The sequence below is a fragment of the Metasolibacillus sp. genome (genome assembly GCF_025291715.1).
Taxonomy (GTDB): Bacteria; Bacillota; Bacilli; order Bacillales_A; family Planococcaceae; genus Metasolibacillus; species Metasolibacillus louembei.
Window position 1 is genome coordinate 180,412 of the sequence record NZ_JAMBIZ010000004.1, and the last position, 21,605, is coordinate 202,016.

General features: G+C 39.3%; 18 protein-coding genes and 1 pseudogene. 9 read left to right on the top strand and 10 right to left on the bottom strand.

The features are described 5' to 3' along the window. Nucleotides 1–34: 34 nt before the first annotated feature. The 3 genes from M3Z76_RS04780 to M3Z76_RS04790 form a co-directional block, all read right to left on the bottom strand. Nucleotides 35–5,854: a collagen binding domain-containing protein gene (locus M3Z76_RS04780; RefSeq protein ID WP_293921413.1), complete on the bottom strand. Its 5,820-nt coding sequence runs from the start codon at nt 5,852–5,854 to the stop codon at nt 35–37. A 623-nt stretch (nt 5,855–6,477) separates the two neighbouring features. Beyond that, nucleotides 6,478–7,776, bottom strand: a complete 1,299-nt coding sequence (locus M3Z76_RS04785; protein ID WP_293921410.1) for an HD domain-containing protein — start codon at nt 7,774–7,776, stop codon at nt 6,478–6,480. A gap of 227 nt (nt 7,777–8,003) precedes the next feature. Beyond that, a complete protein-coding gene (locus tag M3Z76_RS04790; RefSeq protein WP_293921409.1) occupies nt 8,004–8,228 on the bottom strand; it encodes a YuzB family protein in 225 nt (74 codons plus the stop codon). Nucleotides 8,229–8,425: 197 nt separating this feature from the next. On the opposite strand from M3Z76_RS04790, the gene M3Z76_RS04795 reads away from it, so the two are divergent. After that, a complete protein-coding gene (locus M3Z76_RS04795; protein WP_483310142.1) occupies nt 8,426–9,055 on the top strand; it encodes an RsfA family transcriptional regulator in 630 nt (209 codons plus the stop codon). Nucleotides 9,056–9,150: 95 nt separating this feature from the next. On the opposite strand, the gene M3Z76_RS04800 is transcribed toward M3Z76_RS04795, so the two are convergent. Further along, nucleotides 9,151–9,966 (bottom strand): lipoate--protein ligase family protein, encoded by an 816-nt coding sequence (locus tag M3Z76_RS04800; RefSeq protein WP_293921407.1) that lies wholly within the window; start codon nt 9,964–9,966, stop codon nt 9,151–9,153. Between the two features lie 159 nt (nt 9,967–10,125). On the opposite strand from M3Z76_RS04800, the gene hemQ reads away from it, so the two are divergent. The 3 genes from hemQ to gerQ all read left to right on the top strand — a co-directional run bounded on the left by hemQ (nt 10,126) and on the right by gerQ (nt 11,974). Continuing rightward, complete coding sequence (gene hemQ, locus M3Z76_RS04805) at nt 10,126–10,875, top strand: hydrogen peroxide-dependent heme synthase (protein WP_293921405.1); 750 nt, start codon at nt 10,126–10,128, stop codon at nt 10,873–10,875. Nucleotides 10,876–11,234: 359 nt separating this feature from the next. Beyond that, on the top strand, nt 11,235–11,654 hold the full coding sequence (locus tag M3Z76_RS04810) for a cell wall hydrolase (protein WP_293921617.1): 420 nt from the start codon (nt 11,235–11,237) through the stop codon (nt 11,652–11,654). A 41-nt stretch (nt 11,655–11,695) separates the two neighbouring features. Further along, nucleotides 11,696–11,974 carry a spore coat protein GerQ gene (gene gerQ, locus M3Z76_RS04815; RefSeq protein WP_319838334.1) on the top strand — a complete coding sequence of 93 codons (279 nt, stop codon included), beginning with the start codon at nt 11,696–11,698 and terminating at the stop codon, nt 11,972–11,974. A gap of 76 nt (nt 11,975–12,050) precedes the next feature. Here gerQ and M3Z76_RS04820 read toward each other — a convergent pair whose 3' ends face one another. The 5 genes from M3Z76_RS04820 to M3Z76_RS04840 form a co-directional block, all read right to left on the bottom strand. After that, nucleotides 12,051–13,736 (bottom strand): methyl-accepting chemotaxis protein, encoded by a 1,686-nt coding sequence (locus M3Z76_RS04820; protein ID WP_293921402.1) that lies wholly within the window; start codon nt 13,734–13,736, stop codon nt 12,051–12,053. Nucleotides 13,737–13,909: 173 nt separating this feature from the next. Further along, a complete protein-coding gene (locus M3Z76_RS04825; protein ID WP_293921400.1) occupies nt 13,910–14,287 on the bottom strand; it encodes a DUF423 domain-containing protein in 378 nt (125 codons plus the stop codon). An 18-nt stretch (nt 14,288–14,305) separates the two neighbouring features. Then, nucleotides 14,306–14,554 carry a YwdI family protein gene (locus tag M3Z76_RS04830; protein WP_293921399.1) on the bottom strand — a complete coding sequence of 83 codons (249 nt, stop codon included), beginning with the start codon at nt 14,552–14,554 and terminating at the stop codon, nt 14,306–14,308. Beyond that, nucleotides 14,551–14,721: a uracil-DNA glycosylase gene (locus M3Z76_RS04835; protein ID WP_293921398.1), complete on the bottom strand. Its 171-nt coding sequence runs from the start codon at nt 14,719–14,721 to the stop codon at nt 14,551–14,553. Before M3Z76_RS04835 ends, M3Z76_RS04830 begins: the two co-directional genes overlap by 4 nt. Before the next feature lie 162 nt (nt 14,722–14,883). After that, nucleotides 14,884–15,564 (bottom strand): uracil-DNA glycosylase, encoded by a 681-nt coding sequence (locus M3Z76_RS04840; protein ID WP_293921397.1) that lies wholly within the window; start codon nt 15,562–15,564, stop codon nt 14,884–14,886. A gap of 176 nt (nt 15,565–15,740) precedes the next feature. Between M3Z76_RS04840 and thiD the strand changes: the two genes are divergently transcribed. From thiD to ilvA, 5 genes are all read left to right on the top strand, one after another. Further along, nucleotides 15,741–16,571, top strand: coding sequence for a bifunctional hydroxymethylpyrimidine kinase/phosphomethylpyrimidine kinase (gene thiD / locus M3Z76_RS04845; protein WP_293921396.1), 831 nt, complete (start codon nt 15,741–15,743; stop codon nt 16,569–16,571). Between the two features lie 135 nt (nt 16,572–16,706). Continuing rightward, entirely contained in the window at nt 16,707–17,057 is a 351-nt protein-coding gene (locus M3Z76_RS04850) for a YojF family protein (protein WP_293921395.1), read from the top strand. A gap of 12 nt (nt 17,058–17,069) precedes the next feature. After that, the gene (gene bshB2 / locus M3Z76_RS04855) at nt 17,070–17,780 is read left to right on the top strand and encodes a bacillithiol biosynthesis deacetylase BshB2 (protein ID WP_293921394.1); all 711 of its coding nucleotides are present in this window, start codon (nt 17,070–17,072) and stop codon (nt 17,778–17,780) included. Nucleotides 17,781–17,947: 167 nt separating this feature from the next. Then, nucleotides 17,948–19,300, top strand: coding sequence for a YjiH family protein (locus M3Z76_RS04860; protein ID WP_293921392.1), 1,353 nt, complete (start codon nt 17,948–17,950; stop codon nt 19,298–19,300). 149 nt (nt 19,301–19,449) lie between these two features. Then, nucleotides 19,450–20,715, top strand: a complete 1,266-nt coding sequence (gene ilvA / locus M3Z76_RS04865) for a threonine ammonia-lyase IlvA (protein ID WP_293921391.1) — start codon at nt 19,450–19,452, stop codon at nt 20,713–20,715. Between the two features lie 128 nt (nt 20,716–20,843). Here the strand turns inward: ilvA and M3Z76_RS04870 are convergent. Next, nucleotides 20,844–21,542: pseudogene (locus M3Z76_RS04870) on the bottom strand (transposase); the annotation flags it as partial. Nucleotides 21,543–21,605 lie beyond the last annotated feature (63 nt).

Here is a 21,605-nt window from a genome sequence, read left to right on the forward strand (position 1 = left end):
CCCTTCAAGCAAATGCTTGAAGGGCTTTTTGTGCTTACTTTTCAGTTGTTGTGAAGCGACGACGTAATAACACAAAGCCTAATGCTACTAGCACAATACCTGCAAAGATAGCAGCTGTTTGGTCTGCATCATTTGTTTGCGGTAATTTGTTTTGGTTATTATTCGCTGCCCCAAGCACATTTGCTGCTTGTTGCAATTCATGTAGAAGACTTCTCACTAAGTCCATATTTACAAGCTCATCAACATATGCCTGCTCCTCTGGAGATAGTGCTTCATATTGCTTAACGAACGCTTCTAGTTCTTGAATTGTTTGTTGAAGCTTCGCTGGATTTTTCGATAGCTCCTCAACAATTTGCGGAATGTTTGGCACTTCATAACGTACTGGATCCTCTGATCCTGGCGTTGGTGGTACCGGTACAATACCTGGGATTTCAGGTATTTTCTTAATTACTTCCTCAACTGCTGGAGGTGTTGTCGGTTTCTCCGGTGTTGTTGGTGGAGTTGTTGGCTCCTCCGGTACTGTCGGTTCCTCTGGTGTCAGTGGAGTTGTTGGCTCCTCTGGCACTGTTGGTTTTTCTGGTGTTGGTGGCGTTACTGGTACTTCTGGTGTTGGTGGTGTACCACCGCCACCTCCGCCTCCACCACCTGGTGGTGCTGGTACTGGCTTAGCTAATGCTGCACAATCTTGTACTGTAATCGCAAGTGGTGACTCTGTACCTACAACTACTACATAGTTACCTGGTTCTACAGTATAAGGAACAGTTGCTTTACCTTCTGCATCAGTTGTACCTGTTGCAATTGTATTGCCTGCTTTATCTTTAATAACGAACGCTACCTCTTTACGAGGGTTACCGTTCACATCTTGAATTGTTAGTGTGAATAATGGGCATGCGTTTTCTGGGACTTTTACTGCTGCTCCACATACTTCGTCTGTGTAGCTTACTGTAATATTTCCTAGCAATACACTAGCCTCATTATAAACAGCATATTCTTTACCTTGTTCTAATTTTGCTTTGTCTTCAACTGTAATTTGACCATTTGCATCAGTTGTACCTGTTACTACAGTTACACCTGCTTTGTCTTTAATTACAATTTTCACATTAGCACCAACAGGTTGGTTATCTTTATTATTTACTGTTAATGTGAATTGTGGACAAGAGTTTTTAATTGCAGTGCCTTTACAGTTATCTGTATAAGTTACCTTAACTTCGTCAATTCTCTCGCCTTTTGAGCCATTTGGATTTACTTCATAGACAACTACTTTTCCTGGTTGTTGAGTTGATGGTAATGTAATTTTGCCATCCCCATCTGTTGTATATTCTGTCTCAACACCATTTGCATCTTCTACAATTACTTTTGTATTTACTTTTGGTGTTGTACCGTCTGGGCCGATTACTGTGATTTCAAACTCTGTACACCCACGAGGTTTTGTCACTTCATCTTTACAATCTGCTGTAGTATAAGTGACTTCGAAATCCTCACCAAATGATACCGATTTTCCAGGTTCAATCTCATAGGATACGACCGTATAGTCACCTGGTGCAATTGTATATCTTTCACCATTTTGATTTGTTGCAAATGTAATTCTACCATCTGCTTCAACAGTCGCTTCAAATTGTACATGTGTATCTTTGTTTTCAATTACTACCTTAGTACCAGCTTTTAAAGGACCATCTTCGTTTTCAATAGTCAATGTGAATGCTGGACATGCTGGTATTGGTTGAACTGTATACTCACAATCTGTATCAACTGTGAATTCATCAAGAGGGGCAGTAACTCCATCTTCATAAACTACATAATCAGCTGGTGGAAGACCTGTAGCTGGAAGGTTATCAAATACTACCTCTCCATCTGCATTTGTTGTACCAGTGAATCGTGTATTAGAATCTTGTTTGTCAACAATCTCTATATCTACATTTTCACGTGGTTTACCATCTCTATCATTGATTGTTAATGTAAATGTTTCACATGCTCTTGCTACTGCCAATTCAGCCTCACATGGTGTAGAAGATGTATAATCAATTTCCACTGTACCTAAATATTGATTACCTTCGTACACTTTATAAGTACCGGCTGGCGTTGTAGATGGCAATGTAAATTTACCATCATTACCAGTTGTCTCCGTAGCAATTGTAGCATTATTTGAATCTTTTAAAATAACCGTTACGTTTGGACGTGGGTTATTATTGTCATCGTTGATTGTGATTGTTACTGACGGACAAGCATTTACTTGCTGTACTTCAACCTCACAATCAGCACCGTACTTCACAGTAATTTCAGCATTTTCTAAAACAATTGTATCTACACCATCTTTTACTTCAACAGTGTATAATCCCGCCTTTACAGCTGTTTCTGAACCACCCGTACCTGGGCGTTTTACTGTAAATTGCCCATTTGAATCTGTTGATCCTTGAGCTACCTCATCACCATTGCTATTGAATAATGTGATGTCTTTACCTGAGCCAATCGGATTACCATTTGCATCGTTCACTGTAATTGCGAATTTTGGACATGCGTTTGGATCAGTAACACTTTCAATATTTTCAACAACATACGCTTTACCATCTCTTGAAACATCCAAATCGGCGTTCAACGTGACAACAAATGGTACAACTACATCATAACCACTTGGCTGTGCTTCTCTTAATGTGTATTTACCATAGCGCACATCTTCAAAGACTAAAAGTCCATCAACATCTGTTACACCTTCATCAAGCTTAACTGTATTGTTCTTATTCCATAATTCAAACGTAACTCCTTCAAATTCCTCACGGACACCTGTTAAAGGATTCACTTTGAACTTTTTCAGCTGCAATGTACCTTTTAAAGGTGAAGCATCCGAATCTGACGAACTATATTGGAAGAATGCTGATTCATCATTTGAATCAGTTGTACCTGCTGCTGAAGCTCCTGCATAGCCAATAGACGCTTCGTTTGATACTGTTTCCCCAGCGTTACCATCCCCCATAAAGAATGTAGAATACGTAACAATATAGCCTTTACCATTTAATTCACCTAAATCAAGGCTAAAGCTACCATCTGGATTTAAAACAACATCATTTTCATCAATTACAATAGCACTACCTACATTCTGCGAAACACCTGCTTCATTTAGTTTAATTTCTTGCTTTCTAAATGAATTTGTTAATATCTTCTGATTAGCTGAAGGTTTATCTGTTAATGTTATATTTCCTAACTGCGAGTTAGAAGCATTCACCGTTACTGTCCAGTTGATAACATCTTGTGCTGGAACTGCATTTGCTGATTTTGTAATTAACTCATTTGCACGATTACTAATTGTTGCTGTCGCATTATATGTGTAGTCGCCATTATGTGGTGTATCTAGCACAGCCTCGTTTGTGTATTGACGCGCATCACCACTGCTTTGACCATAAATATCATCAGCATCTTTAGTTGTGTATTCGATTAAATATGCTTCATTATTTTCATCGTTATCTAAACTTGCAAATGTAATAACGAAGCCGGTTACTTTACCGTCTGTCACCGTTTCTGTAACTGACCATCTAGCAGCATCTAACTCGCCATCTTTTGTTCCTTCTTCTGTTGTTAAATTCAGTTTAAAAATCTTAATTTGGTCTTTTAATAGCTGACCATCCGGAACTGGAATATAGTGACCTGCACCAAGCGTATCTGCTAATGTAGCCCCTTCAATATCTTGCTTATTGATATTAACACCGATGCCCCAAGAGAATTCTTGTGTGTTATTATCTACACTTACTCGTTTATAGCCATTATTATTTGTTGGCGAATCTTGATTAGGTGTATAGTTGTCTGTTCTATTTAAAGCTTGATTACTAGTTGAAGTCACACCATCCCATGTCGCATCTGCTGTGTTGATATAAGCAGTTGCTACACCACCGTTTGGTTTAATATCATATTTCGTTTTGTATCGGATAGTAACTGTACTTCCAGCTGGAATACTTGATGTGAATTCTACTTTAAAACCTTCGTTGCCCACTGCTGGCGCGTTACCAGTTTTATCTGTAATAGTATAAGCGGTAGGAGCTATACCTGTAACATGATAAAATTCTGAGCCACTCCATTGTGTCAACGTATGCTTTAACGTGTCCCCAACTTTGTTATTTGTTGTGAACTCATCCTCAATAACAAAATTGCGCAGTTCTTTTTCGGCATTAATTGTTAATGTCCACTCAATTGTTTTATTTACATAGTCAATTGTGCTACGTGATTTGTTAAAGATTCCTGGTGTAAGACCAATAGTAGCTGTATCTGCCCCAGTATCTCCTCTTGTTACAGTATTTGTTACTGTACCTTGGTTCGCCTCTGTAACAAATTCACCTTCTAGCTCTGTATCATAAACAATTTTAAATGCCGATGTCACTTCACCATTTGGTCCTGTAGTATTGGATGGACGATCAAAGTTTAGAACAAAATTATAATTATTTTCTGTTAACGTATAATCTGTACCTTTAGTTAACAATGTAGAAGATTGTTCAGTTTGACCATCATTCGATAATGTCACACGGTATACACTAAAGCTTGTGTAGTCAATTTTATGCTTCCCAGTTGTTGGATGCTGACCTGTTAATGCATCTGTTAATGTTGCTTGATTTGCAGGAATTTTTTGCCCCAGCCAATTGTACTTAATTGTCCACGTTGATTTATATTTATCACCTGCTCTTGTTTTATCTAAGCTAGGTCCATATTGCACAGTTTGAGTGCCGCTTGCTGTCGTATTTGCTGGAATCCCTGTTCCTGTCAATGTAGCTACATTTGTATACTGCATGCTTGAATTTGTTGGATCAGCTGTTACGATGGTATTGTATGTCACTTTATATGCATAATTACCATCTGTTAAATTAATAGGAAATGCAGTTGCTGAATTATTTGTAGCATCAGGTATACCCGGGCTATTTGGATTAAATCCATTTAAGCCTACTTTATAGCGTTCAACAGTAATATTTCCTGTTAACGCATGTTTAGCATCTGGTACATCATTTAAACTTGCACCATTTAACTTTTGTCCACCTGTATTTATCCACACTGTCCATGGAATTGTTACTGTACCATTTGCAGCACGAGCGATAGTTCCGGCACTTTTTGTTAGTAGGTTACCGCTACCTGTTGGTGCAAATTCAAATGGTAAATTAACTGTTGCTCCACCTTCAATGGGAATAACAAGTGTTTGTTCAAGTTCTTCTTCACTAGCAAAATTACCAAATTTAGCTGTGAACTCAAAATTAATATCTCCCGCTTGCGCAACTTCAATTTCGCTATTTAGTGTTACCGTTACTGTTTTTGTCACACTATTATATGACGAGCTATAATTAGCGTATGGAGTATCTCTTGTAACATTGAAAGAACCTGATGTAAATTCTTCAATCATATTTGCAGGCAACTGGAATGTAAATGTTGAGCCTATTCCATAATCTTGCCCTGGAGTTACATGGAATTTATAAAGTAAATAAACTGTATCACCCTTTTTAGGCTTTGGACCAGAGTAGCTGCTTATATTACTTTCATCAATAAGCGCTCCATTTGCATTGAAAAGCTTCAAGCCTGTAAAAGACATTGCCACATCACCCTGCATGTTAGCTGGCGCTGCCAACGGACCAATATTTAATGGTGCTACTGTAGGCAACTGTACATCAGCCGTATCTCCACTTGTTGTAGCTGAATCGTCTTCCTCACTATCTATACCCTCTCCCGTATCTCCACCACTAGTAGTATCTTCTTGCTCAGTACCAGCATTATTTTCTTCTGCTGGAGGTAGTGAAGATAGGTCTTCTTCTGCAAACACCGACAACGGTCCAATGAATGTTTGGAACACTAATAGTATTGTCAGCATTGCAATATTAATCTTTTTCCTCATGTCTCTCTCCTTTTCTTAGGTTTCAGAGAGTGCCCTTGTTGTTTGCTGACGACATGTAGCCTGCTGTTAGGAAGGTTACTGCAAACAGTTGGCTAAGCTCTCTTGCCTAGTGTTAATTAGTCGTCATTTTTGAACACACTTTCAGTCTTCGAAGTGATGTGGAGACAAGATATTTATGTTGTCCGCTACCCCAATTGTGTGTATTCACTTTTTGTAACGAGCCGATAGAAATTTGTCTCACCTCCTTCAAAGCATCGACTCATGTAAGGGCTTATTGGAATTAGATCTTTAATTGGAAATTTTACTTTTACTTTACTAAAGGAGACTAAACAGATTCTATACAACCTTTCGTCATGCGCAGCTGACAGTTTTTGTGTAAACTTTGTATTCTTTTAGCAAATGAAACATAAAATTTATACATACTAAAGAATCACTCAATGATATTTAGTATGTCATTACTCATTGTTATTTTCAGATAAATAGTCCATAACACCTAAAATAGCCGTTAAAGGATAATTCATGTTGAATTATCTTTTAACGGCTTCAATTAATGACTGCGGGATACTCCTCTTTTATCCACCCAAAAAATGAAGGCAAAGCTCCTTCTCACTTTGCCTTCATTTTTAATTATGGAGTAACTCGTATAATTCTTGTTTCACTGCTTCATCTAAAGTTTCATCTATTAATATTTCCTCAGGATAGTACACTTTATGATCGGTTTTTAATCTGCCTGCAATGGCGTCAACGAGTGAGCTTTCTTGCGATAGCTCCCGTATTTCACCATTTGCCATTTGTAGCATAATTGGTAGTTTTCCTGTTGCTACACCTGGCTGATATAAATCATAAGGTAAGTCTGAGGTTGAATCGTGGACTAGATAGTAGGCTGGATCAATGCCTATTTGCTTAAATAATTGTTGTAAGCGTGCAAAGCGCTGTGGTTCTTTTTGTGGATCCATATTCATATAGCCAAATAATTTGCGATTAATAAAGCGACTGCTTAAATTACGTAAAATAGCATCTTCTTCCTGCATCCAAAATTGAATGTATGTCAGCATAATACTCTCATCTAATGCGATATAATCCTCTAATGTAATATTATTTTCGAAAAATGGCTTAAAATGGCTTGGTGCATGCTTAAATGAATAATTTTGCTCACTTAACGCTTTCACGCGCTTTAATATATGATTTAAAATAACTTCCGCACTGCGCGACACAGGGTGAAAATAGATTTGCAAATACATTTGATAGCGCGACATAATATAGTCCTCCACCGCATGCATCCCGCTTTCTTTAATGACTACTTGACCTTGTCGTGGTCGCATAACACGCAATATACGCTCCATGTCAAAATGACCGTAGCTAACACCTGTATAGTACGCATCACGCTGTAAATAATCCATGCGATCTGCGTCAATTTGGCTGGAAATCAAGCTTATAACGAGCTTATTTGGATATGTTTTTCCGATTACTTGTGCAACCTTTTCAGGAAAATCTTCTGCGACTCGGCGCAGCACAGCGTTAACCTCTGTGTCACCAAGTAAAATAGCACGTGTATATTCCTCATGATCTGTATCAAAAACGTTTTCAAAGGCGTGTGAAAATGGGCCATGCCCTAAATCATGGAGCAGTGCTGCACACAGCACAAGCAAGCGCTCTGAGGCATCCCATTCAGGTCTTCCTGCAAAAATATCATCCACGATACGCCGCACAATTTCATAGACGCCAAGCGAATGATTAAAGCGACTATGCTCTGCACCATGAAATACTAAATAAGTTGTACCGAGCTGACGAATACGTCGCAAACGCTGAAATTCTCTTGTTCCGACTAAATCCCAAATCACTTGGTCACGCACATGAACATAGCGATGTACAGGATCTTTGAATACTTTTTCCTCTATCAATTTTGCGGTTGCATAGCTCATTTCTCTTCCCCCTTTTCTTCGTTCAGTAAAAATTATACATTTATTTTAGCATTTTTCGAGATGAAAGTCCTCTGCTAGAGTAATGGAAATAGGTCATTTGGTTAAGTTGATTTTAAGCTTACTTATTTAAGATTCTTCTTATTTATTAACAAGCTGATTGCTTCAGGTTTTTAGCAAATATTTAAGGCTGTTGGAAGAAAGCTTTCTTCCAACAGCCTTTTCATAGCTTATTTTTTTAATTTTGCCAGCACTTTTTCCATTAACTCATCCTCTGTTAATGCAGCAACTGGTCTGCTATTTACAAAGGTAAATGTTTTTTTACGGCCAGGACCGCAGTATGAATGACAGCCAATTTCAATCGTTGCATCTGGATCAATTGCTTTTAATTTCGGAATTAACGTTTTTAAATTAACGGCCTGACATTCATCGCAAACTCGGAATTCGTTTGCCACTATCGTCAACACCTTTCTATTTTCGCTTTTAGTCTACTAGCTATTTTAGCTTATGACGACACTTTCATTCAAGTGGAATTGTATTTTCTCCAGCAAAGGTCTGAAAATTTATAGATACCTTGCATAAATCATTTCAATATTGGTCATGCTTAGTAATGAACAATCAAACTATCAACATGCTAGGAGGAAAATAAATAATGAAAGTAAGACAGGATGCTTGGTTAAAAGAAAATGATGAGCTGTTAGCAGAGGCGGTGCTACGACATGTAAAAGAAGGGAGCACACAATTAAATGCATTTGATGAAGTCGGTGATGCATTAAATCGTACTGCAGCTGCATGTGGTTTTCGTTGGAATGCAGTTGTTCGTAAAATGTACGAGGACCAGCTAGCAGAGGCCAAAAAGGAACGGAAAGAGAGATTACGAGCATTGGGCAACCCATCTCGTCGTCGTGTACAGCAAATCGTCGTAACAGCACAAGGACATGAGGCGAAATCTATTCCCTTATCAGCACTTTCTTTAGATGTCGTGATTGCCTATTTAATGCGTTTACAGCACAGCTCAGGCGATATTGAGAGCTCTAAATGGCGCTACTTAGCAAATACAGCGACGGAAAAAAATCACGAATTAGAGCAGGAGCTTGAGCAATTGCGCAAGGAAAATATCGCAATTCGCGAAGATTACGAGCAATTCGTGCAAATTATGAACCGTGCACGTCGCTTCGTTGCATTAGACGAGGAAGAGGAGCGTATTGCTCCAGTCTTTAAAATGGAACGCAATGGAAATCTTATTTCTGCTCCTATGGAAAACAATGAAATACAAATGTAATGGAGAGGAGCGAAATGGCTCCTCTCTTTCAGGTTTATTCCACGTTTTTTAAAGTTTATTCCACATTTTCATGAATTTATTCCACGTTCTCCATCTCACTTAGCAAGCATACTTTGGTTGCGCTGCAAAACACGCTGTAAATAATGCATGTATAATTCATTTTCAGATGCTTGCAGCGGCAAAAGCGTCCAGCCTTGTAGCATTTGCTGAATGCGTAAATTTAGCTCAACAACTGTTATATTTTCCCCTGTTAATTCTTGTAATGATGCCATAACACTGGGCTCAATGCGTGGGTACTGAAACTTTGTTTCCTCGTTTCGCAAGCTTTTTTCATAGAACTGCTTAATTAGCTCTGCGCGTTCGCTACCACTGCCTTCAACACATAAATAAATTTGCACAGCAACACCACCCTGCATGCGCCTTTGCGAAATGCCTGCAAACTTTTTACCAGCAATGCTTAAATCATATGAACCTGGGCAATAGGAGCCAACAATTTCATATGCTTCGATGCGTTCTGCTATTTCGGGAAGTAGCCATTTAATTAGTTCCACCATCATTTCAAATGCTGCATTAATTGATAGCGGCTGCTCCTTTTCGCTGACAACGAGCGATATATTAAGTACACCAGGATCTAATACGACAGCTAAGCCACCTGAATTGCGCACAATCGGTGTGTAGCCTTGTTGATTAAGAAACTTCATTCCATCTTCAATAAATGGTAGGCGATGGTCTTGGATGCCGAGCACAACAGATTCCTTATGTACCCATGTGCGGATCGTTGATGTAGACAGACGATGTCCAACTAAATGGCACAGTGTATCGTCCATAGCGAATGATGCTAATGGGGAACGTGTCTGCAAATTCGATTCATCTACCAGCCGCCATTCACTATTTTGTAAAAAATATTTCATGCTTAATCTCTCCAATATTACGAATTGAACTATTCTCTAGCATACACGAATAGGCGAATGCTGAAAAGTCATGACGAAATCGTGACAGCATGTGTAGGATAGAGAAAGTTGTGCTAAACTAATAGAGAATGATTTTCACTTAAAAGGAGTGTTTCATAAATGAACGAAGCAGCAATTACATTAGATGGTTGGTATGCGTTACATGATTTCCGTTCAATCGACTGGGCTTCTTGGAAGCTTGTTTCAGTAGAGGAGCGCACAGCGGCGGTAGAGGAATTTGTCGCTTACCTAGAAAAATTAAATGAAGCAGATATTGCGAAAACAGGCGCACATGCATTTTATGCAATCGTTGGGCAAAAGGCAGACTTCATGTTAATGACATTGCGCGAAACGATGGACGAATTACAGGAATTAGAGGCTGAATTTAATAAATTAGCAATTGCTGATTTTACAATTCCTAGCTATTCATATGTATCTGTTGTGGAATTATCAAACTATTTAGCAGGCGAATCAAACGAGGACCCTTACCAAAATCCACATGTGCGTGCACGCCTTTACCCTGAGCTACCACGTGCTCAATACGTGTGCTTCTATCCAATGGATAAACGTCGTCAAAATGATGACAACTGGTACATGCTATCAATGGACGAGCGCAAAAGCTTAATGCGTTCACACGGCATGATTGGTCGTGGCTATGCGGGCAAAGTAAAGCAAATTATTACAGGCTCTGTCGGCTTTGATGATCATGAGTGGGGCGTAACATTATTTGCAGATGATGTCCTACAATTTAAAAAGCTTGTATATGAAATGCGCTTTGACGAAGTATCAGCACGTTACGGCGAATTCGGCTCATTCTTTGTCGGCAACATTTTAGACAATGAAAAATTAGCGAAGTTTTTAACTGTATAAGTAAGATGGAAAGGCAAACGGTGGAAGTATCTCTGACCGCTTGCCTTTTTTCCTGTTTAAATTGTGTGAGAATTGTGTGTGTGCCTGACACTCCTATTCGGGTGCGCGCAAAATCACAATAACTAGCTGAATAAAAAAGCCGATACATACAATTAAAATAAACAAATACCAATGGAGCGGTTGTTCAAAGTAGGCAGCGATTAAAAAAGCGAGAACTGCGCTGAACAGGATGCTGAATAGTTGACCTATGTCGATCACCTCGTCTAATAGCATGCACACTTTTCTCTTTCATATACAGGCGATTCTACATATTTTTCACTAGTTGCTGCATACATTAGTTTCAAAAGGGGGTTTGTTGTATCGCTGTTGTTCCAACGACTACGGCACAAACAGCTTTGCTTGCTCGCTTAATGCGCGCAGAGGCTGAAGGAGATGGTGAATTAGGGATGCTGATGGTTGGCAATGTCGGTGTCAATCGAGTACTTGCAGATTGCCTTGATTTCCCTGATGTGCGAACGATAGAGGATATGGTTTTTCAACGACCTGGGGGGTTCGAGGCGACAACTAAAAGCTATTTTTATCAACGAGCAAGGCCACAGGATATTCGCTTAGCGGAACGTGTCATTAGAGGGGAGCGTTTCCATCCTGCATCGCGTGCATTATGGTTTTTCATGCCGAGTGGAGACTGCCCTGCGCAATGGTATGGTCAATGGAATACGGGACGCTTTAAATCACATTGCTTTTTTGCACCGACAGAAAGTGAATGTCAAACTATTTAAAATGAAAGGATGTTCTTTTGACTTATTATTGGACACCACCTATGCAACAAATGCCATCAGCAGCACCTAGACGAGAGGAATCTTATATTGAAAATATTTTAAGATTGAATCGTGGGAAGCCAGGTGTGTTCTACTTTTCATTTGATAATGCTGTAAATGGGCAAAACACAAAAGCGGTTCGCGGGGTTGTGGAGGCAGCAGGGCGCGATCATGCCATTATACGCGAGTTGAAAACAGACCACCGCTTCCTTTTCCCAATGATTTATTTTGATTATGCAGAATTTGATGAAGAATTAGCTTATTTTACGCAAACACCATGAAATGAAGCTTCATTTTTGTAAAAGAAAATAGCTATTGGAAAAGCAAGTATACTCTTGCTTTTTCCAATAGCTACCTTTATACACGGAATTTTTGTATTTCTAGTTGTAAACCTTGTGCATTTTCACTTAAGCTGACTGCAACTTCGCTGACCTGCTCCATCGTTGCAGATTGCTCCTCCATTGCAGCAGCAATCATTTCGATATCAGTAGCTGTTTCAGTCGTGCCTGATGCAATACCATTAACGGAGGCTGACACTTGCTCGGCACTTGCAGATAGCTGCTGTGACGTTGCAGAAATTTCCTCAATTTGTGTCGTCATCTCTTCAATAGCCCCTTCAATTGCTTGGAATGCCTCTCCAGCTTGTCCCATAATCCGTACGCCATCTTTTACTGAGATTAAAGAACTGTTAACCGCTTTTTCTACACTTTCCGTATCGACTTGAATTTCTGATGTTAATAAAACAATTTTATGTGCAGAGCTTTTCGATTGCTCTGCCAGCTTGCGCACCTCATCTGCTACGACAGCAAAGCCTTTGCCATGCTCCCCTGCGCGTGCTGCTTCAATTGCTGCATTTAATGCTAATAAATTAGTTTGCTCTGTAATCTCTGTGATTGCCTTTGTCATCTCACTAATTTCTTCCGTTTGCTGTGATAGCTTTTGAACAAGCTCATTTACTTGAACAGTGGAATGATTAATCGTTTCTATTTGCTCTCTTGCATGCTGAATAATTGTCTCTCCATTATTCGCTCTCTGGCGTGCAGTTTCTGAGCTTGAATGCAATGTTTGTGAAAACTCAGCAATCCTCTGTACCCCAACTGCCGTTTCCTCCATCGCATGTGCACTTTCATTTGCTGATAATGCTGCCTCCTGTGTATTTTCAGAAGTGTTTGCTACTCGACGAGTTACATCCACTGAAGTAGCCGTTACTTGCTCGGTGCTTGCTGATAATTCCTCTGCCGCTGCGCTTAATTGCTCTGTATTTGATTGCACATTGCTAATCAAACTTTTTAAGTTATCTTTCATCGTATTGAAGGCTATAGCGAGCTGACCGATTTCATCCTTACTCTCAACTGGTAAATTGGGCTCTGTTAAATCACCTGTTGCAATAGTATTTGTCGATTTCGCAATACGCACTAATGGTAACGTAATCGAACGTCGCGCATAAAAAATCGCCATAACACTAACGATAATAACAATGACTAATGCTGCAATCGAGATAATTTTTGACATGCTAATTGTTGCATCCGATGCCTTCATCGCTTCTTCTAACTGCTCCTCTTGGAACGTTAAAATTTCGCTAGAAAACGCTGTAATGTCTTTGTTTGCTTGCTGTAAATCGTTGATAACAAAATCTAACGCACGGTCTGTATCCCCTTTTCGAATAGCATCTAAATACTGCTCTGCTACTTGATTGAACATATCGACTGCCCCCGCTAAATCCGTATAATAACCACGCATTTGCTCCGTCATAATAAGCCCATCTAATCGCTTCATTTCTTCATTTAAAAGCGTATTAAATTGTACAAAATTATCGTCATTGGTCTGCGTATATTCAATAACAAGCGCTCTTGCAAACAAGCCTTGCGACGCTCCCGCCAGCTTGATTTGATCAACGGAACGCACTGTTGCTACGCGCACATCTAATGCTTCATCTACTTTTTGCTCAATGTTTCTTAAATTAAAAAAGCTAAGCGTTGTGGAAGCTATTAGTAATACGATAATTGCTAGAAATACTAAATTCAATTTTTTTCCTATACTCATAATCATTCCTCCATATATGTTTATTATAAAATGAATTTTTTTCCATTTATATTTAAAAAATAAAACGGCTTACGCCTTTAACACTTTAAATATACCACTGTTTTCCGAAAATTTTAATATATTAAAAGACAAAAACTGTTCAAAAAATGAATGTTTTTTGAACAGCTTGTTGTTTATGCTTTTTTTAAAGTTGTTACAATAATTAGCACCCATGATGTTAAAAATAAAACGCCACCAATCGGTGTAATTGCGCCTAAAATACCTATGCCTGTTACTGCTAAAATAAATAAACTACCAGAGAAAAAGACAATGCCTAAATTTAAGCAAATTGCAGCGATTTTTAATTGCCTTACTTCGCCAAATATTTTCGTGCTCATTAAAATACCAACTAAAATTAATGCGCTCGCATGAAACATTTGATACTGCACTGCTGTATCCCAAATGCCCGTACTATAATCATCTAAAATACCTTTTAAAGCATGCGCACCAAATGCGCCTAAGGCAACAGCTAAAAAGCCGTGAATTGCCCCCGAAATAATAGAACCTTTCATTGCTAAATCCTCCGTATATCAAAAATCGAAAAGCGAATCGCCATTTGCGCCATTTTCCTGTAATGGTGTTGCCTGTGCTGTTGTTTGCGGTGTCATAACTTGTGGTAATGCTGCTATTTGTGGCTTGCTCTGTGCTGTTAATACAACATCACATAGCGCACGTACCGCTGACAAGTGCTCACGCATTTCCTGCTCATGCACAGCATTTTTTGCTTGTAGTACATGCTGCTCTAGCTGCTTCAATAATACATCATATGAAATCATCATTTCCCCTCCTGCTTCGGTACGAATTTCAAACATTCCATGCCAGAGGATTGTCTCACAACAGCTGAAGGGATTTGCTTCGTTTTAAAGCCATATGCCGTACAAGCTCTCGGATTTGCAGGCTCCCACGTAACACGAAAATAACGACATTTAAAACAGTTAACTGCCATGATTTCCTCCTCTTATCAATTACGCCTTGCTAACTTGCTCTTAGTAGAAGTTAACCTAAAAGCGTCACATCCGCCAAGGCATTTTCTGCATCTGTCGCGTTGCTTACGATTCAAAAAGACATTTCCCCCTGCGATTACTCGTCGCAGAAAGGAGTTACTGAATCAAGATAAGCACCAATCAATTGGCTCTTTGCCCCAAGCCTCTAACTGAGCATTGACCTGAGAATATGGTTTGCTGCCAAAAAAGCCTCGATGTGCACTTAATGGACTTGGATGTGGGGCTTGTAAAATAACATGTGCTGTTCCACTTTTCTTAATAATTGGTACCTTTGATTGTGCAGGTCTTCCCCATAAAATAAAAATAATCGGCTCCTCGCGCGCTGCTAGCTTTTCAATGACAGCATCTGTAAACTGCTCCCAGCCCTTACCTTTATGGGAATGGGCTTGTCCTGCTCTTACTGTTAATACCGTATTCAATAATAGCACACCTTGCTGTGCCCATTTCATTAAATAACCGTGATTAGGAATCGGACAACCTAAATCCTCACGAAGCTCCTGTAGCATATTGCGCAAGCTCGGTGGTTGTGGGATACCAGGCTGCACCGAAAAGCTCATGCCATGCGCCTGATTTGGCCCATGATACGGGTCTTGTCCTAAAATAACAACTTTTACATCTTGATAGCTCGTCGCATGGAAGGCATTCATTACATCCTCCTGCTTCGGATAAATTGTCTCAATGCTATATTCTTTTGCAATAAATGAGCGTAGCTCGTTGAAATACGGCTTACTTAGCTCCTCGCCAATAACTTGCTGCCAATCGTTATTAAATGCTTGTTTTCCCATTAAACTCACCTCTTAATTCAATAGTATACTATAAGTTTACCTTTATTCAGCAACATTTTCCGCTGTCAAAACAACCATCTACTCTGACATTAAAGAAAAAATAATTTCTGACTATTTTTATAAAGTCACAACAATTGTATAGTTGTATGTAAATAATTCTAAAGGAGCTTTTCATTATGACATTAAAAAAAACATTAACAATTGCTGGCTCTGATACATCTGCTGGCGCTGGTATGCAAGCGGACTTAAAAGCATTTCAGGAGCATGGCACATACGGTATGGTCGCATTAACAGTTGTTGTAACAATGGACCCGAACGGCTGGCATCATCAAGTAACACCGCTCCCAACAGACTTATTGCAACAGCAAATTGATACAGCTTTATCGACAAAAGTAGATGCAATTAAAACAGGTATGCTATCAACAGAGGGAATTATTAAAATCGCAAGTGATGCGATTCAAAAATCTGGCACAGATATCGTTGTCATTGACCCTGTTATGGTATGTAAAGGCGATGACGAAGTATTAAATCCCGGCAATACAACAGCGATGATTGAATATTTACTGCCATATGCAACAGTTGTCACACCTAACCTTTTCGAGGCAGGACAGCTTGCTGGAACAGGTACACCAAAAACGATTGAGGAAATGAAAGCAGCAGCAGCAAAAATTCATGAGCTTGGTGCAAAAAATGTTGTGATTAAAGGTGGTAAGGCATTAGCTTCAGATAAAGCTGTGGATTTATTCTATGATAGCAATTCATACAAGCTGCTTGCCTCTGAAAAAGTAGAATCTACTCATAATCACGGAGCAGGCTGTACATTCGCAGCGAGCGTTTGTGCCAATTTAGCAAACGGCCTTTCCGTAGAAGAGTCTGTCATTGAGGCGAAGGAATTTGTTTCTGCTGCGATTGCACATGGCTGGGCATTAAATGAACACGTTGGACCTGTAATGCATGGGGCAAAATCACGCTTCGGTGCACCAGAAGTAACAATCACAGAAATTTAAAGAAAAGTATCAGGCTAACTAAGTCTGATACTTTTTTATTGGCGAATCCATTTATTTTTCAAGACGTCTTCTTTTCATTCTGAAAAAATTTCTACTATACTATCATATAGAGAGTTTAGAAAGGGGTTACGATAAATGAAAGAGGTACATATCGAAACACTTCAGGAATTGCTTAATTCTTTTGCTAATAAAGATGTTTTTATTCATTTAGAAACGACAAATGGCGCTTATGCAAGTCATTTTGATACGAAGGTTTTCAATGCTGGGGCCTTTATTCGTAATGCAAAAATTCGCTATGAGCTAGGAAAAGTAATTGATGATATGCCGCATCGCATCGGCTTAAAAATGGAGCATGGCTGGGTTTATGCGCAGGGCATTACCCACTATGAATTAGATGAACATGGTCGCTTATTAATGGCTGGTCTTGACTATACAGGCAAGCTAGCGATTGCTTTGGAAATTAGCGAAACACCATTTTCTTATTAAGGAGTGAAAGAAATGACATTACCTTCAGAGCGTCATGTATTAATTATTTTCCCACACCCTGATGACGAGGCATTTTCTGTTGCTGGGATTGCTAGACTATATCACCAAATGGGCGTACCTGTGACATATGCTTGTTTAACGCTTGGCGAAATGGGGCGCAATTTAGGTAATCCCCCGTTTGCAACACGCGAATCTCTGCCTGAAATTCGCCGCAAGGAGCTTATCGCTGCATGTGAGGCGATGGCGATTCCCGATTTACGTATGATGGGCTTACGCGATAAAACAATTGAATTTGAAGATGATGAAAAGATGGTACAGCTTGTCACAGCATTAATCGAAGAGCTGAATCCATCCGTAATCTATTCATTCTATCCTCACTACGCAGTACATCCTGACCATGAAGCAACAGCACGTGCTGTAAAAGAAGCTGTGCGCCGAATTGATAAGGATACACGTCCACGTTTACTTGGCTGCGCCTTTGCGAATAACACTTTAGCCGAACTAGGTGAACCACATGTCGTTGTCGACATTAAAAGCGTTGGTCACCATAAATTGAGAGCATTACAGGCACACGCATCACAAACAGGCTGGATGATGGCTGAAACGGCAAAGCGTGTAGATGATGGTGAAACACCTGCTGATAGCTGGCTAAGTATTGAAAAATTTTACGTTGTGCAACAGGATGATGAGCTTGGCGAGCCAATCCAACGTGTACACTATTAAATTATAGTGAAAAAGCAGTATGTAAATTTCTTCGTTTACATACTGCTTTTTTACGGATAAATGTATTTTTATAAATTATTTCAGCATAAAATTAAATTTAGTGTAGATTTTTTCGCTCACCGAACTTATAATTATACAGGAAATAAATGAGGAGTTTAATGAGATTTATGAAAAAGTATTCATTTTATATTTGGTTTTTATTTATTGCATTATCAAGCCTTGGAGTCTTTTTATTCATTTTGCCAATCGGCACAGAGAACGGTATTAAAGTACCAATTGCATTACTAGCTAGTGCCCTTGCTGGCGTTGTTGAACCATTTATTCAGTGGTTCACTCTGATTGTCTTTATTATCGCCGCGCTAGGTTCTTTAATTACAAAAGTATTTCCTAAGCGCGAGGGCTCATACACATTATGGGATTCCATTTTCCGTGTTAACTGGTTTTGGACTATTGTACGCGTATTAGCTGTTGTATTTGCAGCGATGTATATATTAGATTTCGGTCCATCGCCAATTAACAGTGACAATACAGCAGGGATTTTGCTTGACCCTGCCGGTGGTCTTGTTACGTATATGTTTTCAATTTTCTTCTTTGCGGGTCTGCTACTACCGTTATTAACAGATTTCGGTTTACTTGATTTCTTCGGTTCCATGATGGTCAAAATTATGCGTCCATTATTTAAAATTCCAGGACGTGCTGCGATTGACTGTCTTGCTTCCTTCGTTGGTGATGGTACGATTGGTGTTTTATTAACGAACCGTCAATACGAAGAAAACAATTATACAGCACGTGAAGCTGCAACAATTGCGACAACGTTTTCCGTTGTGTCCATTACATTTTGTATCGTTGTTGTTGAAACAATCCATATTGAGCAATACTTCTTACAGTTTTATGGGACGGTCATTTTAGCAACAATTATACTAGCCCTTATCATGCCACGTATCTATCCGTTAAGTAAAAAGTCAGATACTTTTTATAACGGGCAAGCTCCTACAGCAGAGCGTGAGAAAATAGCGGAAGGCTTTAACGTTTTTTCATTCGGCTTAAAAAACGCATTGGAAAAAGCAGAAGAAAACAAAAACCTCGGCAAAATCGTTTTCTCTGGCTCTAAAAATGTGCTAGAAATGTGGATTGCGATTACGCCAATCATTATGACATTTGCTACAATCGCTTTGATGTTAGCTGAGTTTACAAGCTTCTTCCGTATTTTGGGTATGCCATTTGAACCTATTTTAGCGCTACTGCAAATCCCTGAAGCTGGTGAAGCTGCTCAAACGATGATTGTCGGCTTTGCCGATATGCTATTGCCATCTGTTTTAGGTGCTGGCATTGAGTCAGATATGACACGCTTTTTCATCGCAACTGTTTCAGTAACGCAGCTCATTTATTTATCTGAGGTTGGTGGATTAATTTTAGGAACGAGACTTCCATTAAAGCTATGGGATTTGTTTATCATTTTCTTAATTCGCACAATCATTTCAATTCCAATTGTTGCTGCTGTTGCACATATGATTTTTTAAACCACATGAGCTTTCATGTGGTTTTTTTATGCATCCGCTTTCATTGTGAACATTTTGTAAACAGTTGAATTTACTAAATATTTTCAACATTTCGTCATTAAATTATGTTAGAATAAATAAACGTTTTATCTTAATGGAGGTTGCTATATATGGAAGAAGTTTCAAACTCAAAAACCGTTGCGGTTGAGAATATTTTAATTGCCCATCATTTCTTAAAGGATGTTGTTGCACATACACCTTTGCAAAAAAATGATTATTTATCGGAGAAATATGGGGCAAACATTTATTTAAAGCGCGAAGATTTACAGCATGTACGCTCATTCAAATTACGAGGTGCATACTATAAAATAAAAAAAATAGAAGAGCAAGCAAAAGAGGTAGGCGTTGTGTGCGCAAGCGCAGGTAACCATGCACAAGGTGTCGCTTATGCATGTGCCCATTTGCAAATTCAGGCAACTATTTTCATGCCTAAAACAACACCTAAGCAAAAAATTGGCCAGGTTCGCATGTTTGGTCGTGACTATGTCGAAATTGTACTGTCAGGTGATACATTCGATGATTCTGCCAGAAGTGCTCAAGCCTATTGTGAAGAGCATGGGAAAATTTTCATCCATCCGTTTGATGACTTTGATGTCATTGCTGGACAAGGCACTGTGGCAGTCGAAATTATGAACGATATTGAGGAGCCGATTGATTACATTTTCGGTAGCATCGGCGGTGGCGGCTTAATGTCTGGTGTTTCAACATATGTGAAAAACCTCTCCCCTACTAGCAAAATCATTGGTGTGGAGCCAGCAGGTGCTGGCAGTATGAAAGCTGCATTTGCCAATGACGCGCCAACCTCTCTATCTTCCATCGATAAATTTGTAGATGGTGCAGCTGTACAATGTGTTGGCTCTGAAACATATGAAACGTGCCGCAAATATTTAGACGATATCATTCTAGTACCAGAAGGCAAAGTATGTACGACGATTTTAGATTTGTACAATAAGCACGCAATCGTTGCTGAGCCAGCTGGTGCCCTTTCTGTTGCAGCGCTTGATTTTTATGCTGAAGAAATCAAAGGGAAATCAGTTGTCATCATTATTAGCGGAGGCAACAACGATATCGGACGCATGCAGGAAATTAAAGAGCGCTCACTTATTTATGAAGGCTTGCTCTACTATTTTATCGTCAGCTTCCCACAGCGCTCTGGTGCACTACGCCAATTTCTCACATCTGTGCTCGGACCAAATGATGATATTACAACATTCGAGTACACGAAGAAAAACAACAAGGAAAGTGGCCCCGCCCTCGTCGGCATCGAGGTCGCATATCGTGATGATTATCAAGGCATACTACAACGCATGCGAGAAAATGGCTTCGAATACAAGGAAATCAATAAAGACAGCACACTATTCGGGCTGTTAGTATAGTAGAAATCCCCCGCTGGTGAGGGCACTGAAAAACTTACGTTTTTTATATCGTATTGGTTTTCAAAATAAAAAGAAGGCACTTTCTGTTCGATTTTCGAACAGAAAGTGCCTTTTACTTTATCTATTTCTTACTCTTTTTCGTTCATGAGCTTTAATATTCTCTTGAGGTTCACGGCGAATATCGCTGTCGCCCCTTGAATCTCCATGCCAAATAGACCCGCAGATGAAGCTGTTTCATACCCGTGTCTATGTTTAAGTTCACTATTCTTCGCTTCAATTTTATAGCGAGACTTTGCCTTTTCTTTAAATTCCTCGGTCTCTTGGAATGCTTCCTGTTCTTTATGTTCCGTTGATTTAATCGTCGTAGAATACGTTTTACTTTTCGCTCCTTCTTTATAACAACCTTCACGGAATGGACAAACCTTGCATTTTTCAATATCAAAATAATAAGTTTGCCTTTGATTTTTCCCTACATTTTTCTTATTAGTCCGTGCTTTTCGAATGGCCAGATGACCAGCTTTACAAACATACATCCCTGCATCCTTATTAAACGCAAATTCTTCTTCTTTCGTTCGACCACCTTGGGTAATTTGAGGGTTTAATTTTGAGATCAACTCCAAGTTATTTTCTTTTGCATATCGGATATTATCTTTTTCAGAATAAGCAGTATCTCCAATGATGGTCTCAACTTCCATGCCTGTTTTTTGACTTTTCTTGATTAACTCTTGTAGGTATTTTCCGTCACTTTTTTCACCTGTTGTCACAATCGCTGCTGTAATAATTCGCTCATCACTCATCGCAATATGTGTTTTGTAGCCATAGAAGCTCCTCATCCTTTAAGCGGATTGTTCCTTGATGTTCAATAAGTAATAGCCTTTGCATATGCGCCT